Genomic DNA, 23,717 nt, shown 5'->3' with positions numbered 1-23,717 from the left:
TAACGGTCTGTCGCTGAGCTTGATTGATGGCCCCCGAATTCACTCCTAAGGTACAGCCCCACGACAGCAAACCCCGTGGAGCGACCATGACAACAACCATCACCCCCGACTCGCGCTGGACGCGGCGGCGCGACGAGAAGCAGCGGCGGCTCGGGCTGGTCAAACAGTATGCAGACGGGGCGGTGTTGCCCAGCGACAGGATCGTCGAGGCCCTGGAAGCGCTGATCCTCCCCGGCGACCGCGTGGTGCTGGAGGGCAACAACCAAAAGCAGGCCGACTTTCTCTCGCGCTCCCTGGCCAAGGCTGACCCGGCCAAGCTCCACGATTTGCACATGATCATGCCCAGTGTCGGGCGCGCCGAGCACTTGGACTTGTTCGAGAAAGGCATCGCCCGCAAGCTCGACTTTTCCTTCGCCGGCACTCAATCCCTGCGTATCAGCCAGTTGCTGGAAGACGGCCTGCTGGAAATCGGCGCGATCCATACCTACATCGAACTCTATGCGCGCCTGGTGGTGGACCTGATCCCCAACGTGGTGCTCTCGGCCGGCTTCATGGCCGACCGCGCCGGCAATATCTACACCGGCGCCAGCACCGAAGACACCCCGGCGCTGATCGAACCCGCCGCGTTCAGCGATGGCATCGTCATTGTGCAGGTCAACCAGTTGGTGGACGACGTCACTGACTTGCCCCGTGTGGACATCCCCGCAAGCTGGGTGGATTTCGTGGTGGTGGCCGACAAGCCTTTCTACATCGAACCGCTGTTCACCCGCGACCCGCGCCATATCAAGCCGGTGCATGTGTTGATGGCGATGATGGCGATCCGTGGCATCTACGAAAAACACAATGTGCAGTCGCTCAACCATGGCATCGGCTTCAACACCGCCGCCATCGAATTGATCCTCCCCACCTACGGCGAATCCCTGGGTCTGAAGGGCAAGATCTGCCGCAACTGGACCCTCAACCCACACCCCACGTTGATCCCGGCGATTGAAAGCGGTTGGGTCGAGAGCGTGCATTGCTTCGGCACCGAGCTGGGCATGGAAAACTACATCGCCGCCCGCCCGGATGTGTTCTTCACCGGCCGCGATGGCTCGATGCGCTCCAACCGCATGTTCTGCCAACTGGCCGGCCAGTACGCGGTGGACCTGTTTATCGGCGCCACCCTGCAAGTGGATGGCGATGGGCATTCCAGCACCGTGACCCGTGGCCGCCTTGCCGGTTTCGGTGGTGCGCCGAACATGGGCCACGACCCACGTGGTCGTCGGCACGGCACACCGGCCTGGCTGGATATGCGCCATGACGATGCGCCCGAGGCCTTGCTTGAGCGCGGCAAAAAACTTGTGGTGCAAATGGTCGAGACCTTCCAGGAGGGCGGCAAACCGACCTTTGTCGACACCCTCGACGCGGTGGAAGTGGCACGTAAAAGCGGCATGCCGCTGGCGCCGATCATGATCTACGGCGACGACGTTACCCACTTGCTCACCGAAGAAGGCATCGCCTACCTCTACAAGGCGCGCTCCCTGGAAGAGCGCCAGGCAATGATCGCTGCCGTCGCCGGGGTGACGGCAATCGGTATGCGCCATAACCCCAAGGACACCGCCCGTATGCGTCGCGAAGGCTTGATCGCCTTGCCCGAAGACTTGGGTATCCGCCGCACCGATGCCACCCGCGAATTGTTGGCCGCCAAGAGTGTGGCCGACCTGGTGGAGTGGTCCGGTGGCTTGTACAACCCGCCCGCCAAATTCAGGAGCTGGTAAATGCGCGCTCTAAAACAGCATGAATTGAGCCTGGCCGATCGCCTGGCGGATATGGCCGTCGACGCGCTGATCGATGAAGCGGATTTGTCGCCTAAACCCGCCTTGGTAGACCGGCGCGGCAACGGCGCCCACAGCGATTTGCACCTGGGCCTGATGCACGCCTCGGCGCTGTCGTTGTGGCCGATGTTCAAGGAAATGGCCGAGGCCGCCCTTGAATTTGGTGAAGTCGGTGTACCCCTGCGTGAAGCACTCGGCCGTCTTGGCCGCGAAGGCGAGCAAGCGATGCTCATCACTACCAACGGCGTAAATACCCATCGCGGCGCAATCTGGGCCCTTGGTTTGCTCACCGCAGCAGCGGCCCTGCAACCACGCGCCGTAACCCTGACCGCGGCCAAACTAGCTCTGCTCGAAGACCGCTTCGCGCCGCAACCACTAAGCCACGGCGCACAGGTCGCCCAGCGCTACGGCGCACGCGGTGCCCGTGAAGAAGCGCAACTGGGCTTCCCCGCTGTGATGCAACGCGGCCTGCCGCAACTGCATAAAAGCCGCGGGCAAAACGCCGGTGAGCAGAATGCCCGCCTGGATGCCTTGCTCGCGATCATGACCGAGCTGGCCGACACCTGCGTGCTCTACCGCGCCGGCACTGTAGGCCTTCAAGCCATGCAGCAAGGCGCCCAGGCCGTGCTCGACGCCGGCGGTAGCGCAACTCTCGCCGGTCGTCGCCAACTGCACGCACTGGACCAGCAACTCCTGGCCCTGAATGCCTCCCCTGGCGGCGCTGCCGACTTGCTCGCCGCTTGCCTGTTTATCGACCGCCTCGACGGAGCGTTGTGATGGAAACCTTATCCTTTGAATTCCCCGCGGGCCAGCCGCCAAAAGGCCGCGCGCTGGTGGGTTGCGTCGGTTCGGGCGACCTCGAAGTGCTGCTGGAGCCGGGCACTCCCGGCACGCTGACCATCCAAGTGCAGACCTCGGTCAACGGCGCCGAGCAACGTTGGCAGCACCTGTTCGAACGCATCTTCCAGGAGCAGACGCCACCTGCCTTGAACATCGATATCCACGATTTCGGCGCCACCCCCGGCGTGGTGCGTTTGCGCCTGGAGCAAGGTTTCGAGGAGGTCGGCCATGACTGATTTGCTCAACAAACACAGCTTCGTCGAACTCGGTGCGCGGCAGCGCGCCAAGGCGTTGTTGGATGCTGGCACTTATCGTGAACTGATCGACCCGTTCCAACGGGTCATGTCGCCGTGGCTCAGCCGCCAGGGCGTGGTGCCCCAGGCCGATGACGGTGTGGTGATTGCCAAGGGCAGCATCGGCGGTTTGCCGGTAGTGGTCGCCGCTATCGAGGGCAATTTCCAAGGCGGCAGCCTCGGTGAAGTCGGTGGCGCAAAAATCGCGGGGGCACTGGAACTGGCCGCCGAAGACAACCGCAACGGCATCCCGACCCGCGCCGTGCTGCTGCTGGAGACCGGCGGCGTGCGTTTGCAGGAAGCCAACCTGGGCCTTGCCGCGATTGCCGATATTCACGCGGCGATTGTCGACCTGCGCCAGTATCAGCCGGTGATCGGTGTGGTGGCGGGCAGTGTCGGCTGCTTTGGGGGCATGTCCATCGCGGCCGGGTTGTGCAGCTATTTGGTGGTCACCCGTGAAGCGCGCCTGGGGTTGAACGGGCCGCAGGTGATCGAACAGGAGGCCGGGCTGGAAGAATACGACTCCCGCGACCGCCCGTTTATCTGGAGCCTCACCGGCGGCGAACAACGTTTCAACAGTGGCTTGGCCGACCGTTACGTGGCGGACGATGTGGTGCAGATCCAGCAGACCGTGAGCGCGCTGTTGCAACACGGGGCGCCCGAACAACCCCGCAGCCGGCGCGCTGATTTCTACCTGGCGCGGCTGGCCGAACTCGACACAGCGGCGCAAATCGAGCCCGCGACGGTTCGCGCTCTGTATCAGGGAGAACGCCCATGAGAGGGTTACAGTGGTTCAATGCATTGAGCGCTGGCGCAGCACCCGTAGAGGGCTTGCCGGACTCATTGAAAGTCGCAGACGGCGTCTTGGGTGAACAGGCGGTGCGCTTTATCGCGGTGGTCACCGACCCGAATAACCGCTTCCCGCGTGCGCGCAATGGCGAAGTCGGGTTGCTGGAAGGTTGGGGGCTAGCCAAGGCCGTCGATGAAGCCATCGTGACGGGTGACAAACGCCCCATCATCGCCATCGTCGATGTGCCCAGCCAAGCCTATGGCCGTCGTGAAGAAGCCCTCGGCATTCACCAGGCCCTGGCCGCCGCCGCCGACAGCTACGCCCGCGCACGCCTGGCCGGGCACCCGGTGATTGCGTTGCTGGTGGGCAAGGCCATGTCCGGTGCGTTTCTGGCCCACGGTTACCAGGCCAACCGCTTGATCGCCCTGCGCGACCCTGGGGTAATGGTGCACGCCATGGGCAAGGCCTCGGCGGCGCGGGTGACCTTGCGCAGTGTTGAAGAGCTGGAAGCCTTGGCCGCCAGTGTGCCGCCGATGGCCTATGACATCGACAGTTATGCCAGCCTGGGTTTGCTCTGGGAGACCTTGTCGGTGAGCCAGATTGAACAGCCGACAACGGACGATGTGGCGCGGGTCAGCGATTGCCTGGTGCAGGCGATCAAAGATGTCGTGCAACCCGATTTAAAAGGACGTCTCGGTGCGACTAATCGCACCGCCTCAAGCCATGTACGCCAACTGCTGCGGGAACAATGGTGAACGCCCATGACTTGCTCTGGGGCATGACCCCGGCGCACCTGCCTGCGGATGCTCCGGCCTGGGTGCGGGCCGCGCTGAGCGCCGGCCATCCAGTAGTGGTGCGGCGCGCCATTACCAAAGCAGGTCAAGTGGCGGTTGGCGTACGTGGGCGTCTGCGTGAGCAGCGTTATGGGGCGGTGATGCCTGTTGCTGCGGTGCAACGGCGCGTGGCGCCCGAAGACTTGCGCCAGGTGATCTCGCCACGGGATTTACCGGCGCTGCGGGCGCTCGATCAACTGCGGCCAGTGTTGGCGCAGTATCACTGGGGCGTCAGCGGCAGCGCCGGATTTGAATTGGCGAGCGGCGTCGAAGCGTTGCATGCCATGAGTGATCTGGATTTGATCCTGCGCACTCCCGAACCGCTTGATCGCAACGCGGCGCGTGCATTGCTGGCGAAATTCGACACCGCACCGTGCGCCGTGGACCTGCAACTGCAAACCCCGTTTGGCGCCGTGGCCTTGCGCGAATGGGCCGGCGGATCTCGTCGTGTGCTGCTCAAAACCAGCAGTGGCGCGCACCTTGTACCCGACCCTTGGCAGGCTGTGGCATGAGCAGCCTCTTGGTGTTTCCGGGGCAGGGCGCACAACGCGTGGGTATGCTTCAGGCGCTGTCGGCCGAGGTTCTGGAAGAAGCCAGTGATGCCTTGGGTGAAGATGTTCGTCAACTCGATTCGGCGCAAGCCTTGGCGAGCACGCGTGCGGTACAACTGTGCCTGCTGATCGTCGGCGTCGCCCATGCCCGCCAGTTGCACCCTACGCCTGACTACGTGGCGGGCCTGTCCATCGGCGCCTACCCAGCCGCTGTCATCGCCGGTGCCCTGGACTTCGCCGACGCGGTAAAGCTGGTGAGCTTGCGTGGCGAGCTGATGCAGCAGGCTTATCCACAGGGCTACGGCATGACCGCCCTGATCGGACCCGACTTATCCACGGTTGAAGCCTTGCTGGCAGATATCCATAGCGACGCAACTCCGGTGTATCTGGCCAATATCAACGCCGATAACCAGTCCGTGATCGCCGGCAGCAATGAAGCGATGCAGCGTGTCGCCGAGCGCATCAAAGGCAACGGCATCGCCAAGCGTCTGGCAGTGAGCGTGCCGTCCCACTGTGCGCTGCTGGAAGCGCCGGCCAAGGTGCTTGCCCAAGCGTTCGTCCCACTCAAGGCGCCGTGCATCACCTATCTGAGCAGCACCCGCGCACGACCCATCCACAACCCCGAGCAACTGCGCGACGACCTGGCCTTCAACATGTGCCGCGTCGTCGACTGGCGCGGCACCGTGCAAAGCGCCTACGAGCGTGGCGTACGCCTGCAAATCGAACTGCCCCCGGGCGCGGTGCTCACCGGTCTGTCACGCCCCGTTTTCGAACAAGGCACGGTGATCGCCTGCGAAGGCGCACGCCTGGACACCTTGCAGGCCCTGCTGCAAGAGGAGGAACGCCGCCACCGATAAAGCAGTACCCAAGGCTTTCGAAGCACAACAACAACAATTTCGAACGAGCACTTTGAGGACAACAATAATGATTATCTACGGTGTGGCGTTTCTGGCGCTGTGTACCTTGGCTGGCCTGTTTGTCGGTGAGCTGCTGGGCAAATGGATGGGTATCCCGGCCAACGTCGGCGGGGTGGGTATCGCCATGTTGCTGTTGATCGGGCTGGGCAGTTACCTCGGTAAGCGCGGCTTGTTTACCGGCAAGTCGGAGCAGGGCGTGAGCTTCTGGGCCGCGATCTATATCCCGATTGTGGTGGCGATGGCGGCCCAGCAAAACGTATATGGCGCCATCAGCGGCGGGCCCATGGCGATTCTGGCCGGGACCGTTGCGGTGGTGCTGGGCTTTGCCTTGGTGCCGGTGCTGGTACGCATCGGCAACCGCGAGCCCGCTGCGGTTGTTCCCACCAAAGAAGCCGGGTGACCGCCATGTACGAATCGATGATGAAAGTGATCACCGGCTACGGCTTGATCAGTGGTTTTGCTGTGATCGGCCTGACCATGTGGGTCTCCTACTGGATTTCCGACACCTTTACCAAAGGCCGCCTGCATGGCTCGGCGATCGCCATTCTGCTGGGCTTGGCGCTGTCGTATGTGGGCGGAGCCTTTACCGGCGGCTCGAAGGGCGTGGTGGATATTCCGCTGTTGTCAGGTATCGGCCTGTTGGGCGGTGCCATGCTGCGGGACTTTGCCATTGTCGCCACGGCGTTTGGCGTGAGTGTCGATGAGCTCAAGCGCGCTGGGTATGTTGGCGTACTGGCGTTGTTTGTCGGCGTGGGTTCGTCGTTTATTGCCGGGGTCGGAGTGGCGATGGCGTTCGGTTATACCGATGCGGTGAGCCTCACCACCATCGGCGCCGGAGCCGTGACTTATATTGTCGGCCCGGTGACCGGCGCGGCGATCGGTGCCAGTTCCGAGGTGATGGCGCTGTCGATTGCCGCCGGGTTGATCAAGGCGATTCTGGTGATGGTGATGACACCGTTCGTGGCGCCGCTGATCGGGCTGAACAACCCGCGCAGTGCGGTGATCTTCGGCGGCTTGATGGGCACTTCCAGCGGTGTGGCGGGCGGGTTGGCGGCGACTGATCCGAAGTTGGTGCCTTATGGGTGTTTGACCGCGGCGTTTTATACAGCGCTGGGGTGTTTGTTGGGGCCGTCGTTGTTGTTTTTGGTGATGAGGGGGTTGGTGGGCTGACTTGGGATTTTCGCTGTTTGGTCTGACACTATCGGGGGCAGGCCCCCGATGGCGTTCTCAAGCCTGGCGATTGGCATACATCCGACACTCCGCCAGCAACGCCAGCAAGTTCGGATCACGCTCCTTGGCCTTCAAGAACACTACGCCGATCTGCTGCTGCAACCGATACCTGGGTTGCAGCGGTATCAGCTTCACGCGGTTCTCATACACCGCCGCAATCCGCCCAGGCAGCAGCGCATAACCCACCCCCGAGCTGACCATGCTCAGCAAGGTAAATATATCGTTCACCTGCATCGCCACCTTCGGTTCGAACCCCGCCTGCTTGAACACCCGGTTGCCATCCTGGTGCGTGGCGAAGCCCTGGGTGAGGGTGATAAAGGTGGCGTCACGCACGTCGGCCAGGTCGATTTCCTGATGACGGTCCAGGGGGGAATCGGCCGGTGTGGCAAGGAAGATGTCATCGCTGAACAGCGCGATCTGCTCACAGTCCGGATCGGTGGCGTGATCGTCCAGAGAGATGAGGATCGCATCCACCTCCATGTTCTTGAGCTTGTAGAACAGGTCGAAATTGGAGCCCAGGATCAGGTCGATATTGAGTTCGCTGCGGCGGATCTTCAGGCCCATGATCAGTTGCGGCACGGTCTTGACCGTCAGCGAGTACAGCGAGCCGAGCTTGAAGCGTTCGGCGCAGAAGCCGGCGGCTTCGCGGGTCAGGCGCACTCCCTCGACCACATCGGCTATCAGCTTTTGCGCACGCTCTTCGAGCACGTAGGCGCTTTCCAGCGGGGTGAGGTTGCGCCCTTCATGCTTGAACAGCGGGCAGCGCAAGGCACTTTCCAGGGAGTGGATGGCGCGGTGCACGCTGACGTTGCTGGTTTGCAGTTCGGCGGCGGCGCGGGCCAGGTTGCCGGTGCGCATGAACGCCAGGAAGATTTCCAGCTTCTTGAGGGTGAACTCTTCGTCGATCAGCATGGCCGTGGGCTCTTGTTCGATTGCGCTCGATTGTGCCTGCAAACGCAGCCCTCGTCGCTGGAACGTCACACGCTGCTTGCACTCTTATGCGCAAGGCTGGAGGCTTGCCGCCAGTCGTCAACGATGAGGGGAGGTTAACGATAGATGTATCACGGGGAACGGTTCAACGCCTGGAGCCATTTGCTCGGTGCAGTCGCGGCGTGTATTGGCGCCGTGTGGATGTTGGTGGTGGCGAGCCTGGACGGCAGCCCCTGGAAGATCGTCAGCGTGGCGATTTATGGCTTTACCCTGATGGTGCTGTACAGCGCGTCGACCGTTTACCACAGCGTGCGGGGGCGGCGAAAAGAGATCATGCAAAAGGTCGATCACTTTTCGATCTACCTGTTGATCGCCGGCAGCTACACACCGTTCTGCCTGGTGACTCTGCGCGGGCCCTGGGGCTGGACGCTGTTCGGGATTGTATGGGGGCTGGCGGTGATCGGCATCCTGCAAGAGATCAAGCCGCGCTCGGAGGCGCGGATTCTGTCCATCGTGATCTACGCGGTAATGGGCTGGATCGTACTCGTGGCAGTCAAGCCGCTGATAGCGGCGCTGGGCACGGCAGGGTTTATCTGGTTGGCGTCGGGCGGCGTGTTGTACACCGTGGGCATCATCTTTTTTGCCCTGGAAGATCGCCTGCGCCATTCCCATGGGATCTGGCATTTGTTTGTGATTGGCGGCAGCCTCCTGCATTTTGTGGCGATCATGCATTACGTGCTCTGAATGTGGGAGGGGGCTTCGGTGGTATTAGAGACGTGCCAGTAGCTCACAGGCGCGACTGCCGAAGATCTGCAGCAGCTTGGCCAGCATATGCGGCGGCGGTTCATCGCCACGGGTCAGGGCGTAGAGGGTGATCGGCAGGGGTGGCGTGAGGGTGCGGATGCAGGTGGTTGCCGTCGATGCGCCGAGGGCGGTAAAGGGGTCAATGACCGTCAAACCGGCGCCGGACTCCACCATCGCCCGGGCCAGGGAATAGGTTTGTACCGAGATGGTCACGCGTGGCGGTGGATCGACGTTCTCCAGGTAGCTGTCCAGCTTGGTTGCCAGCGGATCAGCACTGGAAAGCCCGATCAATGGCGCGCCCGCCAGTTCGCTCAGCGGCAATGGCTGGTTGATTTCAGCCGCCGACCAATAGCCCTTGGACGCCAATGCAACCAGCACGCCATTGGCCAGCACCTGGGTGGTCAACCCAGGATGGCCGGAAAAGTTGAGGGTCAGCGCCAGGTCGATTTCGCGCATCAGCAGCTTCTGGACCAGCTCACGGCTATGGTCGCTGGACAGCTCGCAAGCCATGTCGGGGTATTCGCGCTTCCATTCCAGAATCGCCGGAGGCAGCAGCGACAAGGCCAACGCCGGAATCGCACCAATGCGCACGCTTTGCCCTGGGGCGCGGCGCAGGCTCTTGGCTAGACGCCTTACACCTTGCAAGCTCTCGGTGACTTTCTCGACTTCACTTTCCAGTGCCAGGGCTTCCGGCGTGGGCTGCAATTTGCCGCGCACCCGCAGAAACAGCGCAAAGCCCAGCTGCAATTCGGCGTGCTGCAACACTTTGGTCACCGCTGGTTGCGAGACGTGCAGCAACTGCGCGGCAGCACTGATCGAGCCAGTCTGGCGAATGGCCTGGAAGATTTCGATATGACGCAAGCGCATGGCAAGTCCATAACCTTTGTTTATAGGTGACCCATCTTTATTCATTGTCGGTGGCCTGTCACCTGCGCCTACGCTTGGTCTTCAGTTAATCAACGGTCGGGGGCTGGGATGGCCAGGCAGGTTTGCATCATCGGTGGTGGGGTTATCGGCTTGGCCAGTGCTTATGCTTTGGTACGGGCTGGCCATGAGGTAACGGTGATCGACGCCCGCGATACCTTGGGCAGCGAAACCAGTTTCGCCAACGGTGGGCAGCTGTCCTATCGCTATGTTGCGCCATTGGCCGACGCGGGCGTGCCGCTGCAGGCGATTGGGTGGCTGTTGCGCGGCGACTCGCCGCTGAAGCTGCGCCCACGGCTTGACCTCCAGCAATGGCGCTGGATGGCAGCGTTCATCGGTGCCTGCCGGGGCTCGGTGAACAAGCGCAACGCTGCCCACTTGCTGCGGCTGGCGAGCCTGAGTCAAGGCACCTTGCAGCAATGGCGTGTCGATGATCGCCTGGACGGCTTCGACTGGCGGCGCAACGGCAAGCTGGTGACCTTTCGCAACGCCGAGACGTTTGAGCGTGCACGCAGCAAGGTCACCGACGTCCTGCAGCAGCAGGTGCTGTCTGCAGTGGATTGTACGCACCTGGAACCGGCGTTGGCGGCAGGTGGGTTTGTCGGCGGCATCTATACCCCGAATGAGGAAGTGGCGGACTGTCATGCTTTTTGCCAACGGCTGGCAGCTCGGTTAAAGGCTTCAGGGCGCTGTACATTTTTGCTGGGTCGCAAGGTTACCGGGATTCGTCACGCCGACGGTGCGGTGCAGGCCATCGAAATGGGCCATGACGTGATGCCGGTCGAACAGTTGGTGCTGGCTGCCGGGCATCGCAGCGCCGAGTTGGCGTTGCCGCGCTTGTCGCTGCCGCTGTACCCGCTCAAGGGCTACAGCCTGAGCGTGCCGATCGGCGCGCAGCACAAGGCGCCGAACGTGAGCATCACCGACTATGACCGCAAGATCGTCTACGCGCGCATTGGTGAGCAACTGCGGATCGCGGCCATGGTGGATATTGTCGGCTTTGATGCGCGTCTTGAGCCCAAGCGCCTGGCCTTGATAAAGCGTCAGGCGCTGGAGACGTTTCCTTTGGCCGGTGACTACGCCCACGCGGTCGAGTGGGCCGGTATGCGCCCGGCAACACCGACGGGCGTGCCGTTGATCGGTGCCAGCGCCTACCGCAATTTGTGGTTGAACCTGGGGCATGGCGCGCTTGGTTTTACCCTGGCCTGTGGCAGTGGCCAGCTATTGGCTGAGTTGATCAGCCAGCATGTTCCTTCCATTGATATGCAGGGCCTGGCGCCCCGCGCCGCTTGAGGATGCAGCCATGACTATCACCCGAATCAACAGCAACGAGCGTCTTAGCGCTGCCGTGACCTTCAAGGATTTGGTGTTTCTCTCGGGCCAGGTACCGGGCGATGGCCAGGACGTAGGCAGCCAAACCCGAGAAGTGTTGGCCAGGATCGACGCGCTGTTGGCCGAGGCGGGCAGTGACAAGGATCACCTGCTCAACGCGACGATTTACCTGAAGGACATCGGTACCGGTTTTACGCCGATGAATGAAGCCTGGTCTGCATGGCTTTCGCCAGGCATGGCGCCCACGCGTACCACCCTGCAAGCAGAGCTGGCGCGACCGAGTGTGCTGGTAGAAATCAGCGTGATTGCAATACGTAAATAACCGATCTACCAACGGAGAATAACAATGAAAAAAATCCTGTTGACCGGCTGCGCTCTTGGACTTTTTTTGAGCGCAAACGCCCATGCGACCGAAGCGCCTCTGGAGGGCACCTTGAGCAAGATCGCCAGCGCCAAGGCCATCACCCTGGGGTATCGCGATGCGTCGGTGCCGTTTTCCTACATTGGGGATAACAGTGGCAAGCCGATGGGCTACTCGGTGGACCTGGCGAACAAGATTGTCGAGCGCATCCAGCAGAAAATCGGGGTGAGTGAGCTCAAGGTGAAGTACAACCTGGTGACCTCCCAGACCCGAATTCCACTGGTGCAGAACGGCACCGTCGACCTGGAGTGCGGCTCCACCGGCGTGACCGCCGAGCGGCAGAAGCAGGTGGCATTTTCCTACGGGTTCATTTACGTGAAGGGGCAGTTGCTAACGGCCAAGGACAGCGGGATCAAAGGCTTTGCCGACCTCAAGGGCAAAAACGTGGTGACCACTGCCGGTACTACCAATGAACGCTTCCTCAAAAGTTACAATGCTGAACACAAAGCCAATATGTTCGTGATCAGCGCCAAAGACCATGGCGAGGCTTTCAAGATGCTCGAGACCGGCCGTGCGTTAGCGTTCTATATGGATGATGCGTTGCTCTACGGCGAGCGCGCCAAGGCCAGGGACCCGCACCACTGGGTGGTGGTGGGCGAGGAGCAGTCGCGGGAGATCTACAGCTGCATGGTGCGCAAGGACGACCCGCAGTTTCTCGCCGTGGTCAACGAGACTTTGGGTGATCTGTACCGTTCGGGAGAGATCAACGGGATTTACCAGCGCTGGTTTGAGCAGCCGATCCCGCCGAAGGGCCTGAACCTGGAATTCCCAATGACCAGCGAGTTGAAGGCGATCATTGCCAAGCCGGTGAGTGATCCGGTGGAGTGATCGCTCCGTTTAGAAATCACCCCAGAGTTGCTGGGCGACCGACAGCGCCACCACGGGCGCGGTTTCGGTACGTAATACCCGTGGCCCCAACCGCGCAGCATGGAAGCCAGCGCCTTGGGCGGTGTCGACTTCGCCGTCGGTCAAGCCACCTTCCGGCCCGATCAGAAACGCCAGGCTCGAAGGCTTCGCGTGACTGATCATCGGCTCGGCGACTGGGTGCAGCACCAGTTTCAGGTCGGCCTCGGTTTGCTTCAGCCAGTCGGCCAGCAACACCGGTGCGTGAATCACCGGCACCGTTGAACGCCCACACTGCTCGCACGCGCTGATGGCAACCTGACGCCAGTGCAGCAGGCGTTTGTCGGCGCGTTCGTCCTTGAGGCGCACCTCGCAGCGCTCGCTGAAGATCGGTGTGATCGCATTGACGCCCAGTTCAGTGGCTTTCTGGATCGCCCAATCCATGCGCTCACCCCGGGACAGGCCCTGCCCGAGGTGGATATGCAGCGGCGATTCATCTTGGCCGGCAAAGCTTTGCGTCAGTTGCACGGTGACGCGTTTTTTACCGACTTCCAGCAGCGTGCCACTAAACTCCTGGCCAGAGCCGTCGAACAGCTGTACGGCATCGCCTTCACCCATGCGCAACACACGGCTGATGTAATGCGCCTGGGCTTCAGGAAGTTCATGATCGCCGAGGCTCAGCGGGGTGTCGGTGAAAAAGCGGGACAGTCTCATTTCTGTTCTCTGAAGAGGTGTATGCAGGAGCGAGCTTGCTGTGGCAAGTCGGTTCTTACAGGGGTTGGTATCAACCCGGGTCACGAAAGCCAGGATGGAAATCTTTCGGCACAGCCACACTGACGTTGCTGTTAGTGGCGATATCAATCCCCTCGCTGGCCACTTCGGCCAGGAAGTCGATCTGCTCCGGTGTAATCACATAGGGCGGCAGGAAATACACCACGCTGCCCAGTGGCCGCAACAGCGCGCCACGCTCCAGTGCGTGTTCGAATACCTTCAAGCCACGGCGTTCCTGCCACGGGTAGGCGGCCTTGGTGGCTTTGTCCTGCACCATCTCGATCGCCAGCACCATGCCCGTCTGGCGCACTTCCGAAACGTGAGGATGGTCCACCAGGTGCGCGGTGGCGGTCGCCATGCGCTGGGCCAGGGCCTTGTTGTTTTCGATGACGTTGTCTTCTTCAAAGATATCCAGCGTCGCCAAGGCTGCCGCGCACGCCAGCGGGTTGCCGGTGTAGCTGTGGGAGTGCAGGAAGGCGCGCAGGGTAGGGTAGTCGTCGTAGAAGGCACTGTAGACATCTTCGGTGGTGACCACGGCGGCCAGCGGCAAGTAGCCGCCAGTGAGGGCCTTGGACAGGCACAGGAAGTCCGGGCGGATGCCGGCTTGTTCACAGGCGAACATGCTGCCGGTGCGGCCGAAGCCCACGGCGATTTCGTCGTGGATCAAGTGCACGCCGTAGCGGTCGCAGGCTTCGCGCAGCAGCTTGAGGTACACCGGGTGGTACATCCTCATGCCGCCGGCGCCCTGGATCAGTGGCTCGACAATCACTGCGGCAACGGTATCGTGGTGGTCAGCCAGGGTCTGTTCCATGGCGAGGAACATGTTGCGCGAGTGTTCTTCCCAGCTCATGCCGTCGGGGCGCAGGTAGCAATCGGGGCTCGGCACTTTGATGGTGTCGAGCAGCAGCGCCTTGTAGGTCTCGGTAAACAACGGCACGTCGCCTACCGACATCGCGGCGATGGTTTCGCCGTGGTAGCTGTTGGTCAGGGTGACGAAGCGCTTCTTGTTCGGCAGGCCACGGTTGAGCCAGTAGTGAAAGCTCATCTTCAATGCGACTTCGATACAGGATGAACCGTTATCGGCGTAGAAGCAGCGCGTCAGGCCTTCAGGCGTCATCTGCACGAGGCGCTCGGACAACTCGATCACTGGCTGGTGGCTGAAACCGGCGAGGATCACATGCTCCAACTGATCGACCTGGTCCTTGATGCGCTGGTTGATGCGCGGGTTGGCGTGGCCGAACACGTTGACCCACCAGGAGCTGACGGCGTCGAGGTAGCGTTTGCCTTCGAAGTCTTCCAGCCATACGCCTTCACCGCGCTTGATCGGGACTAGCGGAAGTTGCTGGTGGTCTTTCATCTGGGTGCAGGGATGCCACAGCACCGCGAGGTCGCGTTGCATCCACTGGTTGTTCAAGCCCATCGGTGATCTCCTCGAAGCGATCCTGCGGCGCGCGCAGGCGAAACAATCGCGCAAGCCTATGCAATGGTGGCGCGTGTCACAAGCCATTGTGGGGCAATTGGCGGTAAATGCAGGACGGTCTGTCGCGTTTCTTGGGAATAGTCTTAATCCCTTGTTAATTTATGATACCTAGCCTCTTCATCGTATTTCTCGATATTTCAAAGCGAAATTTTCCGCTTTAATTCGATAGGTAAAACGCTAGTCTTGGGCACAGTTCTTACGGGATTAAGTACATGCAGCTACGCAATTCTCCCGCCCGGTACGGCTGGGTCAGCATGGTTCTACACTGGGGCGTCGCCTTGGTGGTGTTTGGTTTATTCGCATTGGGCCTGTGGATGGTCGGCCTCGACTACTACAGCGCCTGGCGCAAAGATGCGCCTGACTTGCACAAGAGCATTGGCATCACGCTGTTTGCCATCATGCTGGTGCGTATCGTCTGGCGTCTGGTCAGCCCGCCGCCACCGCCGCTGGCCAGCTATAGCCGTATGACGCGGATCGGTGCTGCATTTGGCCATGCGTTCCTGTATCTGGGGCTGTTTGCCGTGATGATTGCCGGTTACCTGATTTCCACCGCCGACGGTGTCGGTATCCCGGTGTTTGGTTTGTTTGAAATTCCTGCCGTGGTTTCCGGTCTACCGGACCAGGCAGACACAGCCGGTTGGGTGCATCTGTACCTGGCCTGGGTGCTGGTGGTCTTCGCCGGTTTGCATGGCGTGGCTGCATTGAAACACCACTTTATCGATCGTGATGCGACCCTGACACGAATGCTGGGGCGCAAAGCCTGATGTTCAACCTCGACTCACAAGGAATAGAAAGCATGTTGAAAAAAACACTCGCTGCGCTGGCAATCGGTTCTGCTCTGCTGTCCGCAGGTTCGGCGATGGCCGCTGACTACGTGATCGACAAGGAAGGCCAGCACGCCTTCGTCGATTTCAAGATCAGCCACCTGGGCTACAGCTACATTACCGGTACCTTCAAGGACCTGGATGGCAAGTTCAGCTTTGACGCCGCCAAGCCGGAAGACGCCAAGATTGAAGTTAACGTGCGTACTGCCAGCGTGTTCTCCAACCACGCCGAGCGCGACAAGCACGTCAACACCAAGGACTTCCTGGAGTCGGGCAAATTCCCTGATGCCAAGTTCGTCTCCACCAGCGTCAAGCCAACTGGCAAAAATGCTGATGGCAAGCTGACTGCTGATGTGACCGGCGACCTGACCTTCCACGGTGTGACCAAGCCGATCCTGGTCAAAGCCACGTTCCTGGGCGAAGGCAAGGATCCATGGGGCGGCTACCGTGCCGGCTTTGAAGGCACCACCAACATCAGCCGCAAGGAATTCAACAAAGACGGTATGGACGTAGGTCCACAGTCTGACAACGTTCAGTTGTACATCACGTTTGAAGGTGTGAAAGCGAAGTAATTTTCGCCGCGCATAAAAAATGCCCTGCATCGAAAGATGCGGGGCATTTTTTTGGCTGGGGATTCGTGTTGCCTAGCCGGGCCTCATCGCAGGCAAGCCAGCTCCCACACTTGAAATGCATTCCCTTGTGGGAGTGGGCTTGCCCGCGATGGCGATGTAACAGTCAACGCCTATGGCTTTGGAACTCAGCGGTTGCGGGTCAGCAGCGCCGGTTTCTCACCACGAGGACGGCCTGGCAGTTGGTCCAACTGCTCGGGTGTCGGGAAGCGATCAGCTTTCGACTCCTTGTGGATGATCTTCGGCGCCGGGCCACCACGCGGGTTTTGCACCGCTGGCTCGGACAGGCGTGGCTGGTCGTCACGGGCCGGGCGGCGGTTGTTGCTGCGCGAATCTTCGCGACGCGCCTGGCCGTCACGCGGTGCACCATTACGCGGGCCGCTGCGCTTGGCAGGCGGAGTACCGGTGCTGCCGCCGCTGCTGTTGCGCGGGCCGTTCTGACGGCCACCCTGTGGCTGGCCGCCACGCGGAGCACCCGCACCGGCGCCTTGTGCCGGGGCACCTGGACGACGGCCACGGCCCTGGGCCGGCTTGGCCTGGGGCACGTAGTCGACGCGGTTACCGAAGTTATCCACATCGTCGTCGAGGAACTCGTCCGGGGCACGGTCAGCGGCGGCGCGTGGCGGCTGGCTCGGCTGGCGCTGTTCGCGGGCCGGGGTGCCTTCACGTGGCTTTTGCTCACGGGCCGGGCGTTCACCTCGGCTGCTGGTGGCGGACTTTTCCTTGCCCTTGTCCTTGCCTTTGTCGCGACGACCACCGCCGCCATTCGGGCCATCGCCCTTCGGACCGCGTGGGTTGCGCGGGTTACGCACATCCGGACGCTCGCGGGCTTCAGGTTTCTCGGCCTCCACGGCGCTGGCATCGAAGCCCATCAGGTCGCCGTCGGCGATTTTCTGCTTGGTCATGCGTTCGATACTTTTCAGCAGTTTTTCTTCGTCCGGTGCGACCAGGGAAATGGCCTCGCCCGAACGACCGGCACGGCCAGTACGGCCGATACGGTGCACATAGTCTTCATCGACGTTCGGCAGTTCGAAGTTGACCACGTGTGGCAACTGGTCGATATCCAGGCCGCGGGCGGCGATATCGGTGGCGACCAGGATGCGCACAGTGCCGGCCTTGAAGTCGGCCAGGGCTTTGGTGCGAGCGTTCTGGCTCTTGTTACCGTGGATGGCAACAGCGGTGAGGCCGTGTTTGTCCAGGTACTCGGCCAGGCGGTTGGCGCCGTGCTTGGTGCGGGTGAAGACCAGCACCTGTTCCCACGCGCCGTGGGTGATCAGGTGCGCCAGCAGCGAGCGCTTGTGGCTGGCGGCGAGGCGGAATACGCGTTGCTCGATACGCTCGACCGTGGTGTTCGGTGGCGTGACTTCGATGCGCTCCGGGTTGTGCAGCAGCTTGCCGGCCAGGGCCGTGATGTCCTGGGAGAACGTTGCCGAAAACAGCAGGTTCTGACGTTTGGCCGGCAGGCGTGCGAGGACCTTTTTCACGTCATGGACAAAGCCCATGTCGAGCATGCGGTCGGCTTCGTCCAGCACGAGGATTTCCACGTGGGACAAATCGACGCTGCCCTGGCCGCACAGGTCGAGCAAACGACCCGGGCAAGCGACCAGTACGTCAACGCCGCGGGACATGGCCTGAACCTGTGGGTTCATGCCGACACCGCCGAAGATGCAGGCGCTGACGAACTTCAGGTCGCGGGCGTACAGCTTGAAGCTGTCGTGGACCTGGGCTGCGAGTTCGCGGGTAGGGGTCAGGACCAGTACACGCGGTTGGCGCGGGCCGTGACGCTGGGATTTGTCCGGGTGACCGTTGGGAAACAACCGCTCCAGAATCGGGAGGGCGAAACCACCGGTTTTACCGGTACCTGTCTGAGCCGCGACCATCAGGTCGCGACCTTGCAACACGGCGGGAATGGCCCGCTGTTGCACCGGAGTAGGCTCGGTATAGCCCGCTGCCTCGATGGCGCGGACTAAAGCCTCGGAGAGACCGAGGGAAGCAAAGGACATGAGTAATCCTGTTTTAGTTAGGGCTTGGCCCAAAGGGATAATCTTGCCGGGCGTGAATGGCGCTTAGGGGAGCGCAATCCCGTCCGGTCCTGCTGTGTCTGGCGGGCACTCCACCGGCTCGCGCGGGCTGCAAAGCTGCGCAGTAGCTGGGTTGGGTGCCTTTTTCAAGACCCGAGCGGCCGGGCGTAAGCCTGGCGGAAAGGCCGGAGTATAACAGAGCAATCACGGCGCGCTGCTTTCCTGCTGCTCAACGGCGTGTTCGGAGGCTGATATCGGGGAGGTTTGCGCCTGCATCCCACCATATTTGGCGCTCAAGGCGGCATAGGCCGGCTCTTGCTTGAAGCGCTTGAGCTCGGCGGCAAAGCGCTGTACCAACAGGTCCATGCCGGCTCCACGGCGCACCGCGAGAAATTGTTGTTGGCGGCTGACCACCACTGCCGCCTGGCTGACTTTGCCCTCAAGGCCCAGCGTCTTGATGATGTGCTGCCCCACTCGCCGGTCAGTCACGACCATGTCGATGCGTCCGAGCATCAGCTTGCCGAAATTGGCTTCATGGCTGGGGGCAGGCTCGCGCTCGAATGCGCTGGACCCACTAAACGTCTCGCCATAGAGGTAGCCGGGTGAGATGCCGACAGTCAGGCCACGCAGCTCATCGAGGGTTGTGGTGGGGTGAGGGCGATCATTGGCGTAGAACAGGACGAATTCGACTTCCGACAAGGGTTCACTGGGGTAGAGCAACTGGGCGTCGCGTTCATGGCTGTGGAAAATATCTAGCGCGCCATCGGCGTGACCCTGCTCGAGCATCGCCAGGCAGCGCTTCCAGGGCAGGAATTGCCATTGCACTTCCACGCCCAGACGTTGGAACACGGCCACTGTGGTTTCGTAATCCAGGCCGGCCCTGGTGCCGTTATCGTCGTAGACATAGGGCGCCCAGGGCTCGGTGACAATGCGCAGTTTCTCGCCATGAGCGACCAGGCTCAGGCAAGAAAAAAGCACGGCGGTCAGTAGCTTGAAAATGGCGGGCATACCTTGAGGTTACGACGCTCCCGACAGAAAGAGAAGCTCTACCACGCGCATTGGCGGGCGGTGTTATTTCGCCGGAGCGTCCAGCAAGTGTTCGTGGATCGCGGCGCGACGCTCGCCCAGTATCAGCCGCACCACGGGGTTGGCGAACCAGTGTTCCAGTTGGTGGGCATCCAGTGGGCGCTTCTGGCGTTCTTCCTGGTTTTGTCGTGCCTTGTCCCACCAAACCGGACCGCAGGCCTGATCGAACTCGTTTTCGTGCTCGTAGCAACCATAGAGGATTTCACGAATGAACTGTTGCTGGTGCTTGGGCAGCAGCAGGGTGATCAGCTTGTACATCAAGCGCTGCAAGCGCGGCGGGCGCGGCAGGTGCGAGGAGACCTGGCGGGTATCGGCCAGGGCCTGCGCACTGGTTGGGGCACTGGCGTGTTTGGCGATCCACGCCTTGACCTTGGCCCGGAACAGCTGTTTGCGGCTCCAGTAATGGTGGATCAGGTCCGGGCATTCGCGCACGTTGACGGTGCGGTAGGCGGCGATGGACAGGCAGAACTCTTCCAGGGTGTAGGCGCCCTGGGCGTGGGGGAACAGTTCATCCATCAATTCGATGGAGCGGTCGAGGATGTGTGCATCCTGTTGGGTCAGGCCCATGACCCCGGAATTGAGGGTCATCATGTCATCGTCGGCCACGCCCATCTCCAGCAGGCGCTGGTGCAGGGCGGTGTAGAGGATGCTTTCGTGGTTGTCGCCGTACTTGGTGTAGAAGGCGTTGCACAGCAGGGTGCCGGGCTGCACGCGCTCGAACAGGGCCATGGGCGAATGGTGGAAGAACGTGTCGGTGTCGATCAGCAGCGCCACCTGCGACTCTTCCAGTACCTGGCGCAGTACCACGTGTTTGGTGCGGAAATGATAACCGTGGGGCTCGCTCCAGCGTTTGCGAGTGGCCTCGTCCAGTGGGCGCACGCGTACCGGCAGCAAGTGATAAGGCTCGGGATTGTCGGTGAACACCTGGATGTCCACGTTCGCGTCCGGGGTGTCCTGCAGGAACGCCAGTGCGCTGGCGATGCTGAATACCGCTTCCTGGTGGTAGGTCTGGGCACCGAAGACCAGATAGACCAGTTGCGGGCGGGAAGTCGGGGACACTGTATTCATGGACTGCGGGGTTCCGTGGGTCACGTAAAACGACAAAGGCCCTCGTCTGAGGGCCTTGGTACAACCGAACAGACCTCAGCGTGGCAGCTTGAGGTTGTTCCAGACAGCAAGACTGGGTTCAGATTGGTTCAGGGTATAGAAATGCAACCCTGGCGCACCACCCTGCAACAATTGCTCACACATCTCGGTGATGACCTGCTCGCCGAAGGCCTGGATGCTTTTGACGTCGTCGCCATAGGCTTCCAGTTGCTTGCGCACCCAGCGGGGGATTTCGGCACCGCAGGCGTCGGAGAAACGTGCCAGCTTGCTGTAGTTGGTGATCGGCATGATGCCCGGCACGATCGGGATATTCACACCCATCGCTTGTACACGCTCGACGAAGTAGAAGTAGCTGTCGGCGTTGAAGAAGTACTGGGTGATCGCACTGTTGGCGCCGGCATTGGCCTTGCGCACGAAGTTCTGCAAATCGTCTTCGAAATTGCGCGCCTGGGGGTGCATCTCCGGGTAAGCGGCCACTTCGATATGGAAGTGATCGCCGCTTTCTTCGCGGATGAAACTCACCAGGTCATTGGCGTAGCGCAGCTCACCGCTGGCCATGCCCATGCCGGACGGCAGGTCGCCACGCAAGGCGACGATACGCTTGATGCCGGCAGCTTTGTATTGGGTCAGCAGACCACGCAGGTCGGCCTTGCTGTCGCCCACGCACGACAAGTGCGGAGCGGCGGGAATTTTGACTTCGCTTTCCAGCTGCAACACGGTGTTGATCGTGCGGTCGCGGGTCGAACCGCCGGCGCCGTAGGTGCAGGAGAAGAAGTCGGGGTTGTAGCTGGCCAGCACCTTGGCAGTGGCCATCAGCTTTTCATGCCCAGCATCGGTCTTGGTCGGGAAAAACTCGAAGCTGTAGCGACGGTCTTGGGACATGGTCATACCCTTTGAAACCCAGAATTGCGGAGTGTGTACACCGTCGATGTGGGAGGGGGCTTGCTCCCGATGGCGGAGTGTCAGTTAATAAATATATTGACTGACCCACCGCCATCGGGAGCAAGCCCCCTCCCACATTAAAGCCCGTTCCCCCACAGGGAGAGTGGGCAGCAGGTGTATCAGTAGCGGTAAGCGTGCGGCTTGAACGGGCCCTCAACCGTCACACCGATGTAGTCGGCCTGGGTCTTGGTCAGTTGAGTCACGACGCCGCCGAAGCCGCGGACCATTTCCAGGGCCACTTCTTCGTCGAGTTTCTTGGGCAGTACTTCAACGGTCAGGCGCTCGGCTTTCTGGGCTGGCGACAGGTCGGCGTACTTCTGTTCGAACAGGAAGATCTGCGCCAGCACCTGGTTGGCGAACGAGCCGTCCATGATGCGGCTTGGGTGACCGGTGGCGTTGCCCAGGTTAACCAGGCGGCCTTCGGCCAGCAGGATCAGGTAGTCATCGTTCTGCGGGTCGAAATTGCCGGCGCCGGTACGGTGAACCTTGTGCACCTGCGGTTTCACTTCTTCCCATGCCCAGTTCTTGCGCATGAATGCGGTGTCGATCTCGTTGTCGAAGTGGCCGATGTTGCAGACAACGGCGCGCTTCTTCAGGGCCTTGAGCATGTTCGCATCGCACACATTCACGTTACCGGTGGTGGTGACGATCAGGTCGATCTTGCCCAGCAGGGACTTGTCGATGCTTGCTTCGGTACCGTCGTTGATACCGTCGATGAACGGCGAAACCACTTCGAAACCGTCCATGCAGGCTTGCATGGCACAGATCGGGTCAACTTCGGAGACCTTGACGATCATGCCTTCCTGACGCAGGGACTGGGAGGAACCCTTGCCCACGTCACCGTAGCCGATCACCAGGGCTTGCTTGCCCGACAGCAGGTGGTCTGTGCCACGCTTGATCGCATCGTTCAGGCTGTGACGGCAGCCGTACTTGTTGTCGTTCTTGCTCTTGGTCACCGAGTCGTTGACGTTGATGGCCGGGATCTTCAGCTCGCCCTTGGCCAGCATATCCAGCAGGCGGTGCACGCCCGTGGTGGTTTCTTCGGTCACGCCGTGGACGCGGTCGAGGATCTGCGGGTACTTCTTGTGCAGCAGTTCGGTCAGGTCGCCGCCGTCGTCGAGGATCATGTTGGCATCCCATGGCGCGCCATCCTTGAGGATGGTTTGCTCCAGGCACCACTCGTACTCTTCTTCGGTTTCGCCCTTCCAGGCAAATACCGGGATACCGGCGGCAGCGATAGCGGCGGCGGCCTGGTCCTGAGTCGAGAAGATGTTGCACGAGGACCAACGCACTTCGGCACCCAGGGCAACCAGGGTTTCGATCAGTACGGCGGTCTGGATGGTCATGTGGATGCAGCCCAGAATCTTCGCGCCCTTGAGCGGCTGTTCAGCGGCGTACTTGCGACGCAGGCCCATCAGGGCCGGCATTTCGGATTCGGCGATAAAGGTTTCGCGACGGCCCCAGGCAGCGAGGGACATGTCGGCGACTTTGTAGTCGTTGAAATCTGCAGGCGTCATTACAGCGCTCATAGAGAGCCTCCATTCGTAGTGTGCGAATGGGCGCCGTTGTGCGTTTAGTATCAGGCCAGGGCAACCAGGCCGGACAACGCCCCATCCGAGCCTGACAGGTTGAACCTGCTGCAGCGCCCCTCGGACAGGTGGCGGGAGAACGGTATCAATCGAAGATGACCGTTTTGAAACGGAGGCGATTATAGCCGTGTATGTGGCACTTCCCAAGCCTTTCTGTCGGCGGCATGAAGATCGTGCATGAGGGCGATAGGCAATGGCTCATAGAGCTTGGGCCCTGGCTCTGCCATGATGTTGCCCATCATTTGGCAAGACGCTTTGGAGTGATCATGAACTTCCACACCCGCAAATGGGTAAAACCCGAAGACCTCAACCCCAACGGCACCCTGTTCGGTGGCAGCCTGCTGCGCTGGATCGATGAAGAAGCAGCCATTTACGCGATTGTCCAATTGGGCAACCAGCGCGTGGTGACCAAATACATCTCCGAAATCAACTTTGTCAGCGCCTCGCGCCAGGGCGACATCATTGAACTGGGTATCACCGCCACTGAGTTCGGCCGCACCTCCATCACTCTGACCTGTGAAGTGCGCAACAAGATCACCCGCAAAAGTATCCTGACGGTGGAAAAAATGGTCTTCGTCAACCTGGGCGAAGACGGTTTGCCGGCGCCCCATGGCCGTACCGAAATCAAGTATGTGAAGGACCAGTTCCAGGACGACGGTCTTTCTGAGTAACACCTGCGCGACGTGATTTGCGTTACCAAATCATTCCGTGTGGATCCTTCCGAGGCTCTCTCATCACTCAGGCCT

The 23,717-nt window shown here is 61.1% G+C and carries 25 protein-coding genes and 1 riboswitch; of the genes, 16 read left to right on the top strand and 9 right to left on the bottom strand.

The features are described 5' to 3' along the window. The first annotated feature begins 86 nt into the window (after positions 1-86). From mdcA to madM, 9 genes are all read left to right on the top strand, one after another. A complete protein-coding gene (mdcA, locus tag FW800_RS19295) occupies positions 87-1,757 on the top strand; it encodes a malonate decarboxylase subunit alpha (protein WP_032878949.1) in 1,671 nt (556 codons plus the stop codon). Then, a complete protein-coding gene (locus tag FW800_RS19290) occupies positions 1,758-2,591 on the top strand; it encodes a triphosphoribosyl-dephospho-CoA synthase (RefSeq protein WP_446438253.1) in 834 nt (277 codons plus the stop codon). Further along, positions 2,591-2,890, top strand: a complete 300-nt coding sequence (locus FW800_RS19285; RefSeq protein ID WP_025857695.1) for a malonate decarboxylase subunit delta — start codon at positions 2,591-2,593, stop codon at positions 2,888-2,890. Before FW800_RS19290 ends, FW800_RS19285 begins: the two co-directional genes overlap by 1 nt. After that, on the top strand, positions 2,883-3,725 hold the full coding sequence (locus tag FW800_RS19280) for a biotin-independent malonate decarboxylase subunit beta (RefSeq protein WP_248127957.1): 843 nt from the start codon (positions 2,883-2,885) through the stop codon (positions 3,723-3,725). The genes FW800_RS19285 and FW800_RS19280 overlap by 8 nt, the downstream gene beginning before the upstream one ends. Further along, positions 3,722-4,492, top strand: coding sequence for a biotin-independent malonate decarboxylase subunit gamma (gene mdcE / locus FW800_RS19275; protein ID WP_223017726.1), 771 nt, complete (start codon positions 3,722-3,724; stop codon positions 4,490-4,492). Before FW800_RS19280 ends, mdcE begins: the two co-directional genes overlap by 4 nt. Continuing rightward, positions 4,486-5,082 carry a malonate decarboxylase holo-ACP synthase gene (locus FW800_RS19270; RefSeq protein ID WP_446438252.1) on the top strand — a complete coding sequence of 199 codons (597 nt, stop codon included), beginning with the start codon at positions 4,486-4,488 and terminating at the stop codon, positions 5,080-5,082. Before mdcE ends, FW800_RS19270 begins: the two co-directional genes overlap by 7 nt. Next, the gene (gene mdcH / locus FW800_RS19265) at positions 5,079-5,978 is read left to right on the top strand and encodes a malonate decarboxylase subunit epsilon (RefSeq protein WP_217880873.1); all 900 of its coding nucleotides are present in this window, start codon (positions 5,079-5,081) and stop codon (positions 5,976-5,978) included. The genes FW800_RS19270 and mdcH overlap by 4 nt, the downstream gene beginning before the upstream one ends. Positions 5,979-6,045: 67 nt before the next feature. Next, positions 6,046-6,438 carry a malonate transporter subunit MadL gene (gene madL, locus FW800_RS19260; protein WP_043046248.1) on the top strand — a complete coding sequence of 131 codons (393 nt, stop codon included), beginning with the start codon at positions 6,046-6,048 and terminating at the stop codon, positions 6,436-6,438. Between the two features lie 5 nt (positions 6,439-6,443). Further along, on the top strand, positions 6,444-7,208 hold the full coding sequence (gene madM, locus FW800_RS19255; protein WP_217880874.1) for a malonate transporter subunit MadM: 765 nt from the start codon (positions 6,444-6,446) through the stop codon (positions 7,206-7,208). 57 nt (positions 7,209-7,265) lie between these two features. Here the strand turns inward: madM and FW800_RS19250 are convergent, their stop codons facing one another. Next, entirely contained in the window at positions 7,266-8,180 is a 915-nt protein-coding gene (locus FW800_RS19250; protein ID WP_032878959.1) for a LysR family transcriptional regulator, read from the bottom strand. Between the two features lie 144 nt (positions 8,181-8,324). Between FW800_RS19250 and trhA the strand changes: the two genes are divergently transcribed. Further along, entirely contained in the window at positions 8,325-8,942 is a 618-nt protein-coding gene (gene trhA / locus FW800_RS19245; RefSeq protein ID WP_005792233.1) for a PAQR family membrane homeostasis protein TrhA, read from the top strand. A 24-nt stretch (positions 8,943-8,966) separates the two neighbouring features. Here trhA and FW800_RS19240 read toward each other — a convergent pair whose 3' ends face one another. Further along, positions 8,967-9,869: a LysR family transcriptional regulator gene (locus FW800_RS19240; RefSeq protein WP_446438251.1), complete on the bottom strand. Its 903-nt coding sequence runs from the start codon at positions 9,867-9,869 to the stop codon at positions 8,967-8,969. 108 nt (positions 9,870-9,977) lie between these two features. On the opposite strand from FW800_RS19240, the gene FW800_RS19235 reads away from it, so the two are divergent. The 3 genes from FW800_RS19235 to FW800_RS19225 are packed head-to-tail and all read left to right on the top strand — an operon-like array spanning position 9,978 to position 12,507. Further along, a complete protein-coding gene (locus FW800_RS19235; RefSeq protein WP_032878963.1) occupies positions 9,978-11,219 on the top strand; it encodes a D-amino acid dehydrogenase in 1,242 nt (413 codons plus the stop codon). Positions 11,220-11,229: 10 nt separating this feature from the next. Then, positions 11,230-11,580, top strand: coding sequence for a RidA family protein (locus FW800_RS19230; protein ID WP_446438250.1), 351 nt, complete (start codon positions 11,230-11,232; stop codon positions 11,578-11,580). A 24-nt stretch (positions 11,581-11,604) separates the two neighbouring features. Further along, complete coding sequence (locus FW800_RS19225) at positions 11,605-12,507, top strand: transporter substrate-binding domain-containing protein (protein ID WP_446438249.1); 903 nt, start codon at positions 11,605-11,607, stop codon at positions 12,505-12,507. Between the two features lie 9 nt (positions 12,508-12,516). Here the strand turns inward: FW800_RS19225 and FW800_RS19220 are convergent, their stop codons facing one another. Together FW800_RS19220 and FW800_RS19215 are read right to left on the bottom strand one after the other, a co-directional pair. After that, a complete protein-coding gene (locus tag FW800_RS19220; RefSeq protein WP_032878968.1) occupies positions 12,517-13,236 on the bottom strand; it encodes a 16S rRNA (uracil(1498)-N(3))-methyltransferase in 720 nt (239 codons plus the stop codon). 70 nt (positions 13,237-13,306) lie between these two features. Then, a complete protein-coding gene (locus tag FW800_RS19215) occupies positions 13,307-14,713 on the bottom strand; it encodes an adenosylmethionine--8-amino-7-oxononanoate transaminase (RefSeq protein ID WP_216090424.1) in 1,407 nt (468 codons plus the stop codon). 272 nt (positions 14,714-14,985) lie between these two features. Here FW800_RS19215 and FW800_RS19210 point away from each other — a divergent pair, with 272 nt between their 5' ends. Both FW800_RS19210 and FW800_RS19205 read left to right on the top strand, forming a co-directional pair. Continuing rightward, complete coding sequence (locus FW800_RS19210) at positions 14,986-15,537, top strand: cytochrome b (RefSeq protein WP_032878972.1); 552 nt, start codon at positions 14,986-14,988, stop codon at positions 15,535-15,537. A 32-nt stretch (positions 15,538-15,569) separates the two neighbouring features. Beyond that, positions 15,570-16,169, top strand: a complete 600-nt coding sequence (locus FW800_RS19205; protein WP_124388566.1) for a YceI family protein — start codon at positions 15,570-15,572, stop codon at positions 16,167-16,169. A gap of 185 nt (positions 16,170-16,354) precedes the next feature. On the opposite strand, the gene FW800_RS19200 is transcribed toward FW800_RS19205, so the two are convergent. The 5 genes from FW800_RS19200 to ahcY all read right to left on the bottom strand — a co-directional run bounded on the left by FW800_RS19200 (position 16,355) and on the right by ahcY (position 22,911). Continuing rightward, on the bottom strand, positions 16,355-18,229 hold the full coding sequence (locus FW800_RS19200) for a DEAD/DEAH box helicase (protein WP_446438248.1): 1,875 nt from the start codon (positions 18,227-18,229) through the stop codon (positions 16,355-16,357). A gap of 222 nt (positions 18,230-18,451) precedes the next feature. Beyond that, positions 18,452-19,255: a substrate-binding periplasmic protein gene (locus tag FW800_RS19195; RefSeq protein ID WP_446438247.1), complete on the bottom strand. Its 804-nt coding sequence runs from the start codon at positions 19,253-19,255 to the stop codon at positions 18,452-18,454. A 63-nt stretch (positions 19,256-19,318) separates the two neighbouring features. After that, positions 19,319-20,401 carry a hypothetical protein gene (locus FW800_RS19190; RefSeq protein ID WP_446438246.1) on the bottom strand — a complete coding sequence of 361 codons (1,083 nt, stop codon included), beginning with the start codon at positions 20,399-20,401 and terminating at the stop codon, positions 19,319-19,321. A gap of 75 nt (positions 20,402-20,476) precedes the next feature. Continuing rightward, positions 20,477-21,322, bottom strand: a complete 846-nt coding sequence (metF, locus tag FW800_RS19185) for a methylenetetrahydrofolate reductase [NAD(P)H] (RefSeq protein ID WP_005792219.1) — start codon at positions 21,320-21,322, stop codon at positions 20,477-20,479. Between the two features lie 179 nt (positions 21,323-21,501). Further along, positions 21,502-22,911, bottom strand: coding sequence for an adenosylhomocysteinase (gene ahcY, locus FW800_RS19180; protein ID WP_446438245.1), 1,410 nt, complete (start codon positions 22,909-22,911; stop codon positions 21,502-21,504). A gap of 21 nt (positions 22,912-22,932) precedes the next feature. After that, a riboswitch (S-adenosyl-L-homocysteine riboswitch) is annotated at positions 22,933-23,039 on the bottom strand. 198 nt (positions 23,040-23,237) lie between these two features. Between ahcY and FW800_RS19175 the strand changes: the two genes are divergently transcribed. Next, entirely contained in the window at positions 23,238-23,642 is a 405-nt protein-coding gene (locus FW800_RS19175; RefSeq protein WP_032878978.1) for an acyl-CoA thioesterase, read from the top strand. The last annotated feature ends 75 nt before the right edge of the window (positions 23,643-23,717 follow it).

The organism is Pseudomonas sp. 910_23, assembly GCF_052850795.1.
Note: the sequence above shows the minus strand (reverse complement) of the source record. Positions and strands in the feature narration are given on the sequence as shown.

Excerpts from the sequence above, each read along its gene's own strand:
- mdcA (WP_032878949.1), top strand. The coding sequence starts at position 87 with ATGACAACAACCATCACCCCCGACTCGCGCTGGACGCGGCGGCGCGAC.
- FW800_RS19290 (WP_446438253.1), top strand. The coding sequence starts at position 1,758 with ATGCGCGCTCTAAAACAGCATGAATTGAGCCTGGCCGATCGCCTGGCG.
- FW800_RS19285 (WP_025857695.1), top strand. The coding sequence starts at position 2,591 with ATGGAAACCTTATCCTTTGAATTCCCCGCGGGCCAGCCGCCAAAAGGC.
- FW800_RS19280 (WP_248127957.1), top strand. The coding sequence starts at position 2,883 with ATGACTGATTTGCTCAACAAACACAGCTTCGTCGAACTCGGTGCGCGG.
- mdcE (WP_223017726.1), top strand. The coding sequence starts at position 3,722 with ATGAGAGGGTTACAGTGGTTCAATGCATTGAGCGCTGGCGCAGCACCC.
- FW800_RS19270 (WP_446438252.1), top strand. The coding sequence starts at position 4,486 with ATGGTGAACGCCCATGACTTGCTCTGGGGCATGACCCCGGCGCACCTG.
- mdcH (WP_217880873.1), top strand. The coding sequence starts at position 5,079 with ATGAGCAGCCTCTTGGTGTTTCCGGGGCAGGGCGCACAACGCGTGGGT.
- madL (WP_043046248.1), top strand. The coding sequence starts at position 6,046 with ATGATTATCTACGGTGTGGCGTTTCTGGCGCTGTGTACCTTGGCTGGC.
- madM (WP_217880874.1), top strand. The coding sequence starts at position 6,444 with ATGTACGAATCGATGATGAAAGTGATCACCGGCTACGGCTTGATCAGT.
- FW800_RS19250 (WP_032878959.1), bottom strand. The coding sequence starts at position 8,180 with ATGCTGATCGACGAAGAGTTCACCCTCAAGAAGCTGGAAATCTTCCTG.
- trhA (WP_005792233.1), top strand. The coding sequence starts at position 8,325 with ATGTATCACGGGGAACGGTTCAACGCCTGGAGCCATTTGCTCGGTGCA.
- FW800_RS19240 (WP_446438251.1), bottom strand. The coding sequence starts at position 9,869 with ATGCGCTTGCGTCATATCGAAATCTTCCAGGCCATTCGCCAGACTGGC.
- FW800_RS19235 (WP_032878963.1), top strand. The coding sequence starts at position 9,978 with ATGGCCAGGCAGGTTTGCATCATCGGTGGTGGGGTTATCGGCTTGGCC.
- FW800_RS19230 (WP_446438250.1), top strand. The coding sequence starts at position 11,230 with ATGACTATCACCCGAATCAACAGCAACGAGCGTCTTAGCGCTGCCGTG.
- FW800_RS19225 (WP_446438249.1), top strand. The coding sequence starts at position 11,605 with ATGAAAAAAATCCTGTTGACCGGCTGCGCTCTTGGACTTTTTTTGAGC.
- FW800_RS19220 (WP_032878968.1), bottom strand. The coding sequence starts at position 13,236 with ATGAGACTGTCCCGCTTTTTCACCGACACCCCGCTGAGCCTCGGCGAT.
- FW800_RS19215 (WP_216090424.1), bottom strand. The coding sequence starts at position 14,713 with ATGGGCTTGAACAACCAGTGGATGCAACGCGACCTCGCGGTGCTGTGG.
- FW800_RS19210 (WP_032878972.1), top strand. The coding sequence starts at position 14,986 with ATGCAGCTACGCAATTCTCCCGCCCGGTACGGCTGGGTCAGCATGGTT.
- FW800_RS19205 (WP_124388566.1), top strand. The coding sequence starts at position 15,570 with ATGTTGAAAAAAACACTCGCTGCGCTGGCAATCGGTTCTGCTCTGCTG.
- FW800_RS19200 (WP_446438248.1), bottom strand. The coding sequence starts at position 18,229 with ATGTCCTTTGCTTCCCTCGGTCTCTCCGAGGCTTTAGTCCGCGCCATC.
- FW800_RS19195 (WP_446438247.1), bottom strand. The coding sequence starts at position 19,255 with ATGCCCGCCATTTTCAAGCTACTGACCGCCGTGCTTTTTTCTTGCCTG.
- FW800_RS19190 (WP_446438246.1), bottom strand. The coding sequence starts at position 20,401 with ATGAATACAGTGTCCCCGACTTCCCGCCCGCAACTGGTCTATCTGGTC.
- metF (WP_005792219.1), bottom strand. The coding sequence starts at position 21,322 with ATGTCCCAAGACCGTCGCTACAGCTTCGAGTTTTTCCCGACCAAGACC.
- ahcY (WP_446438245.1), bottom strand. The coding sequence starts at position 22,911 with ATGAGCGCTGTAATGACGCCTGCAGATTTCAACGACTACAAAGTCGCC.
- FW800_RS19175 (WP_032878978.1), top strand. The coding sequence starts at position 23,238 with ATGAACTTCCACACCCGCAAATGGGTAAAACCCGAAGACCTCAACCCC.